At 44.6% G+C, this 6,690-nt stretch carries 3 protein-coding genes; all 3 read right to left on the bottom strand.

The annotated features are described in order from the left end of the window. Positions 1-822: 822 nt before the first annotated feature. The 3 genes from R7F67_RS22500 to cadC all read right to left on the bottom strand — a co-directional run bounded on the left by R7F67_RS22500 (position 823) and on the right by cadC (position 6,643). The gene (locus tag R7F67_RS22500; RefSeq protein WP_318057389.1) at positions 823-2,958 is read right to left on the bottom strand and encodes a lysine decarboxylase CadA; all 2,136 of its coding nucleotides are present in this window, start codon (positions 2,956-2,958) and stop codon (positions 823-825) included. Between the two features lie 117 nt (positions 2,959-3,075). Beyond that, entirely contained in the window at positions 3,076-4,419 is a 1,344-nt protein-coding gene (gene cadB, locus R7F67_RS22495) for a cadaverine/lysine antiporter (RefSeq protein ID WP_318057388.1), read from the bottom strand. A gap of 661 nt (positions 4,420-5,080) precedes the next feature. After that, complete coding sequence (gene cadC / locus R7F67_RS22490; protein WP_104975667.1) at positions 5,081-6,643, bottom strand: lysine decarboxylation/transport transcriptional activator CadC; 1,563 nt, start codon at positions 6,641-6,643, stop codon at positions 5,081-5,083. Positions 6,644-6,690: the final 47 nt, after the last annotated feature.

Here is a 6,690-nt window from a genome sequence, read left to right as displayed (position 1 = left end):
TCAATGAATACTGAACATTACATAAAGTAATGTTTGAATTGACTGTGCTGAATCTTTCGATTCAATGGTCACTTCGTTTCATTGAAACCTAATTTGACACCGCTTTCCGTTAAGAAAGAAATATCTAATTGGATTATCATCAACGAGTGCCCACACAGATTGATAGGTTCTTATTTTTAAAGAGCTTTTCTAACATTTTCAGCAACTTAGTTGCTCGTCGTTAGGGGTGCGTATCTTACTTCACACCGTGAGAGAGTCAAGCATTTTTTCAAATTCTTTTTTCTCTCTTCCCGACTCGCTGTGTGACTTTCGTCTCACTCCGTGTCGGTGGATGCGCAGTATAGGGGGTTGAGAAATTAGCACAAGCGTTTTTTGCAAAAAAACTTTCAACCGAACAAATAACAAGCATTCTGCATGGATACTCAACGATCTTGTCTAATATTTCGGGTTGCAGAGGATCTTTTCATGATGAAACACCTGACTTCTGCATTAAAAGATCGCCGGTTTCTTTGTGATTTCGGTTGCTGATCTTATCTCTCTTGGTTCTTTTTTCTCTTTCTAACTATATAAAGACGAAAAAAAAGAGCAGAACGATGACGAACTGCTCTTTTGGTCTTTGCTTTTTATTTGGGGTACTTCAGGTGAAGTCTTGGAAAAGTGTTTCTTCTATATATAGAAGAAAAGATCAGAGCATCCTTGCTCTTCTCTTTACGACAGAATAGTTAGGGGTATATCTAATATGCCGTTATTGTTCGATGACGCATTGAGCTCGTAAGAGTGGAGCATGCTTGCATTCCCAATGACGTCATCTTCGAGAGGAACTTAGTTCTTCAATACTTTTACGGTGTAGCTACCATCTTTTAGTTGGTATAGACCGTGGATGTCGGTTTCGAAACCTGGGTAATGCGCACCGATCTCACAAAGCATCTCTAGGAAGTCCAGCACAGGGCGAGACTCTTGAGTCACCATTTCACCAGGAAGTACTAGTGGCACACCTGGAGGGTAAGGAAGGATCATGTTCGCACTTACGCGGCCAACCATTTCTTCCAGTTTGATTTCTTCTACGTTACCGCGAAGCTCTTCTTGCCATGCTGCGTGTGGTGTTACTTTCATTTCTGGAAGTACATCGAACGCTTTGTACATTAGCTCTGGTAGGTTGTATTTCTTAGTTAGGTCATGAATTGCTTGTGCTAGTTCTTGAACGCGCATGCCTTCATAGAAGCTTGGGTCTTCGTTGTATAGCGAAGGTAGGAAGCTCTTGATGGTTAGGTTCAAGTCGTAGCCACGTTTAAATTCAGTTAGACCGCGTAGCAATTGCATTGCTTTTGATTTGTCGATACCGATTGAGAATAGGAACAACAAGTTGTATGGACCTGTTTTCTCTACCACGATGCCGCGCTCGTCTAGGAATTTAGCCACCAGCGAAGCAGGAATACCTGATTCCTCTAGTTCGCCTTCTTTATTCATCCCAGGAGTCAGTAGCGTTACTTTGATTGGATCAAGATACATGTGGTTGTCATCCATGTTCTTGAAGCCGTGCCATGTGTCGCTAGGGTCTAGTTTCCAACATTCTGTGCTATCGATGTTTTCTGGTTGCCATACATCGAAGAACCAGCTGTCGCTTTCTGCTTCTAGACGTTTGATCTCTTTACGGAAGCGGATTGCGCGATCGATAGAGTCTTGCATCAACTTCTTACCAGTGTTGCCGCGCATCATTGCCGCTGCAGTTTCAGTAGAAGCAACAATGCCGTACTGAGGTGAAGTTGAAGTGTGCATCATGAATGCTTCGTTGAAAGATTCTTTATCAAAGTCACCTTTCACGTGAATCATTGAAGCTTGTGAGAACGCTGCCAACAGTTTGTGTGTTGATTGTGTTTCGTAGAACACTTTGCCTGGCATCGCTTCACCACTCATACCACATTTACCTTCGTAAATTGGGTTGAAGTTAGTGTAAGGCACCCAAGCACTGTCGAAGTGAATGTGTTTACAATCTAGCGACTCTTTGATGAATTGTGTGTTGTACAGCAAGCCATCGTAAGTTGAGTTAGTCACTACTGCGTAAGTTGGTGCTGTTGCACCTGGTGTTTTCGCCACTTTCTCTGCAATGACATCGCGGCTGAATTCGCTTTGTGGAATACCACCAAGGATACCGTATGCGTTACGAGTTGGGCGGAAGTAGATTGGTGTCACGTCGCTCATCATCATTAGGTGAGTCAGAGATTTGTGACAGTTACGGTCAATCAGTACTGTGCTGCCCGCAGGTGCTGAGTACATGCCAACGATTTTGTTCGATGTAGACGTACCGTTAGTTACGATGTACGAGCTGTCTGCATTAAATGTACGTGCGATGTATTCTTCTGCATCTTTATGTGGACCTGAGTGGTCTAGTAGAGAACCTAGCTCAGGCATTGAGATTGATACGTCCGCTTTGAATGTGTTTGGACCGTAAAAATCGTAGAAGATGCTACCAGCAGGGCTTTTCTGGAATGCAGTGCCGCCCATGTGACCTGGAGTACAGAAGGTGTACTTACCTTCTTCTACGTATTTGAATAGCGCTTTAGTGAATGGAGGCATAATGGCATCTTTGTATGCCTCAGTCGCTTGGTTGATTTTGATAGCGATGTCGTCAGCCATACCTAAAGCGTACTCGAAGAAGCTCACGTTTAGACGTAGGTCTGTTAGTGAAATGTCTAGAGTAGACTGTTCGTTAGCAAATGCGTGAACAGGCAGTTTTTCGTTGATTTGGCTGATACGTTCACATAGCTCTAGTGAGTATTTATCCCAGTCGAACAGCACACCGCAAATGCGTGGGTTCATCTCAATCATTTTGATCAAGTCTTTATCATCTACTGGGTAAACCACTTCGTAGCCCGCTTTCTCAAGAGCAGCGTGAAGTTGACGAACTGGCTCTTCTTTAAAGAACACACCCATGTGGTTCAAGATAGCGAATATATTCATTTGGACATCTCCAAGGCGAATGAGGGCGCTCTTTGCCATTTACAGGCAATGAGTAAGGTGAGCGCCGCGTGAATTTGGGTTTTATGGGCTGGCACCGTAGTGCCAGCGTTTTGGGGATTAGTTGCTTGCTTGGGCAGGCATGTCGTCAGCGTGCATTTTCACGTACTGAGCAAGACCTGCTTTTTTGCTGTAGAACATCAAGATAACTAGAGACACGATGAAGGTTGCTGTTAGCGTACCGCCCTCTGCACCTGCTAGTGCGATGAAGCAGAACAGACAAGCCACACCAGAGAACAGCATTACGAAGCCGTTGCGTGTTGTCATACCTTCGAAGCGAATCAAGTTAATGCTTGAGTAGAAGTAAGGCAGCATAGTTAGTAGAACTGCGTCAGTTGTTAGCTGGTTGAACAAGTCTGATGCGTGTGCTGTTTTAGAGCTGAAGAATATCAGTACAACCATCAGTGCAGTCATCTTGATTGACGCAAGGATTAGACCTTTCTTAGGCACACCGTTTTTGTCAGTTTCGCCGTAGATTTTAGGGAAGTTGCCGTCGTTTGCTGCGCGTTTACCTGCTTCACCTACTAGCATCATCCAAGAACCTAGCGAAGTGAAACATGCTAGCGCTGTGAATGCTGATACGAATGGTGCTGTCCAGCTACCGAATAGCTCAGTGGTTGCTAGTGCAAATGGCGCACCTGATGCCGCAACTTCTGACGCTGGGAACATACCGCTGATCATTTGAGTTGATAGGATGTAAATCACACCTGCGATACCAGTACCCAACATAGTTGCTAGTGGTACAGTACGTTTAGGGTTTTCTACCATACCAGTCGATACCGCTGCTGATTCCACACCTACGAATGACCATAGACAGATAAGAACCGCTGTTACTACCGCGTGGCTGTCAGTGCCTGCTGATACGTTCCAGTTTTGGCTGTAAAGCGCAGTATCGAAGTGCGTCCAACCAAATGCAGCTGTACCAACAACTGGGATAAGGATAAGAACTAGACCAAGCGTACATAGACGGCTTACCCAGCTACCACCAAGTAGGTTGACGAAAGTGAAGATCCATACCGATGCAATCGTCGCAATACCTGCTGGGATTGGGTTATTAAGCACAGGGAAGAATACTGAAAGGTAAGAAACACCTGTAATGGCAATAGCCAGGTTACCAATCCAGTTCGCGTGGTAATAAAGAACGCCCGTTTGGAAACCAAATACCGGAGACACTTCGCCAGCATAAGCGATAGGACCACCTTCTTGTGGGTTTTTGGTTGCCAGACGAGCGTAAACGAACGCCAGACTCAGTGCACCGACCAAACAGATCAGCCAACTGAAGATTGAAACAGAGCCTACAGAGGCAAGACTAGAAGGTAATAGTGCGATACCACTACCCATCATGTTACCGGCTACGACACCCGTACAGGCAATAAGGCCGATTTTTTTCGCATTCGATGACATAACATCTCCAAATCTATTCTACTCGAGTCAACATGACTCAAACTGAATGGTTATTAGCGAGATGCTATGAGGAAGAACCTGCTCGACCTCGCTAAATTTCGAAGTGAAGACTACGCCCAAAAACTGGGAAAAAAATAAACTTGGGGTTATCAATAAAATGATTAGTTAATCAACATCAAGTTGAGGTAAACATGATAAACACAAAAATATAAAACCATATTATTCATTTAGTTATAAGAAAAACATCAAACCTTCTACCGATAGATAAACTCTCATCAAATCGTCGGTAATCGCGATAAAAGTTATCAACCTCTATCAACTTCCCCATCCCGAAGGGTTAATTCCCTGAAGTGTTGATTCCATAAATCTCTCCCTGATCGCGCTTTTTGACCCACATCAATATTCATCTCGCCTGCAAGAAAGCATCAGAATCATTCTCGCCAAATAACTCAGCCAGACACTTCATACAATCAATAGAGATAGAGATAGAGATAGAGATAGAGAAGCAAAGCGGGTATGTATTCCCGTTGCAAGCTTGCGTTGTTAGCTCCTTCGTAAGTCATTGCCCCACCGCCTCACCCTTTTCACTTTTCGACAGCGACAAAAAAGCCCCTCACCGAAATGAGGGGCTAGCATTAGACTGACGTTGAGTCCGAGAGAATTAAAGCATTCGAACGACAGAAGGGTGAACGGCGCGATACATGGCGTAATCAATCGCCTTCATGTTACTTGGGAAGACCAAGTTTTCGCACAGCAGGTACGTCTCAACCGACGTATCAATATAGAAAGCTTCACTGTAAGACTCACTGGCTAAATCCAGATCACCGTCCAATTCGGCGTGCTTACCGCGAATCACATAGGAAAGCACTGAATCACGTAACCTCAATGCCTGTCCGAGATGCCGCTTGGCTAACGCCGTGTCACCAATGATGGTTTCGTGCAGTGCTAAAGCTTCATAAATTCGCGGTTGAATTGGCCCCACCATCATTTTCACATTAGTCTCTAGTGCTTCACTGAGCTGCTGCATTCGCCCTTTCTTCAACTCCTGTGAGAAATCAAGTGCCTTTTGTACATGGTAAGCAATCAACAACTCAGCTTGAACGTAAGCATTATCCGGCTCGATTTCTAAAATGTTTTCCATCAAGTCGATACCTTGGCGGAATTGTTTAGTATCAGAGACATTAAGGTAATGGTTAGCCTGAACAAACAACTCCAACGCGTCGGGATTCATTGGCATTCCCGCCACCAGCATCGTAGATTTCAATTTGGCATCCGACACTTTCAGCACTTGCATCAAATCCAACGACGCTTGTTGAAGCACTGTCTTTAAATGACTACTGGTTAACGCGTATTGACGACTAAACAACACCTTTTCAGATGAGTTATTGCGATATTCCACCTCTAAAAAGCTACCACCATCATTTTCACGAACCCGCACCACAACCGATTTGCCCGGCACAATACCCGAGGTAAACGACGCCTTCTTTAGCATGACTCGGTAATCGCTCACTTGAGCAATGTCGGACATCAACTTTTGGGCGAATCCGTCTGCCAAATCGTAGCTTAATCCTTCATTCGTAAAATTATCTTGAAACTTGAACTCAATCAGATGGGTATCGATGGCTTGGGTAATACGCACTTCCGATTGCTTGTAGGTAAACACGCCCATCACTACGACCAACATACTGATCCAGATGAAGTTCATAATTCCCAATCGCCAAGGACTGATTTTGTTTTTGCTCTGAGGTGCTTTTTTCTCTTTTGACATCTCGCAGACCGCGCGAGTTAGAGGACCGGCAGGAAAGGTAACGGCTGGTGCTATAGGTAGACAATCCTCTTCCGATTCTTCAACCGAAGGTGGGATCTCTTCATTTTGCCGACTTGTGACAAACTCTTCATGCGTCATAGCAACCACGTTCGCTACCAGCTTATAGCCACGCTTGGGCACCGTGATAACGTAGTTGGTATTTTCCTCTCGACCGTCACGTAGTAGCTTACGCAACTCAAAGATGGATTGAGTCACCACTTGATCGGTCACAATCGCTCCAGCCCAAACGTACTGAATCAATTCCTCGCGGTTGAACACCTCATTCGCATGCTCCGCTAAGAAGTGCAAAAGATTAATTAAGCGTGGCTCAACAGTAACTTCCCTATCTTGTCGATACAGCTTATTTTCATCAACGCTCAAAACCCAGTCATTGATTTGAAAATAGACTCCAACCATGTATGAAAACTCTCGTATCTACAGACAGCGTTACGCTAGGAATCAGA

It is taken from the genome of Vibrio sp. YT-17 (assembly GCF_033337375.1).
In the GTDB taxonomy this organism is placed as follows: Bacteria; Pseudomonadota; Gammaproteobacteria; order Enterobacterales; family Vibrionaceae; genus Vibrio; species Vibrio alginolyticus.
Note: the sequence above shows the minus strand (reverse complement) of the source record. Positions and strands in the feature narration are given on the sequence as shown.

Excerpts from the sequence above, each read along its gene's own strand:
- R7F67_RS22500 (WP_318057389.1), bottom strand. The coding sequence starts at position 2,958 with ATGAATATATTCGCTATCTTGAACCACATGGGTGTGTTCTTTAAAGAA.
- cadB (WP_318057388.1), bottom strand. The coding sequence starts at position 4,419 with ATGTCATCGAATGCGAAAAAAATCGGCCTTATTGCCTGTACGGGTGTC.
- cadC (WP_104975667.1), bottom strand. The coding sequence starts at position 6,643 with ATGGTTGGAGTCTATTTTCAAATCAATGACTGGGTTTTGAGCGTTGAT.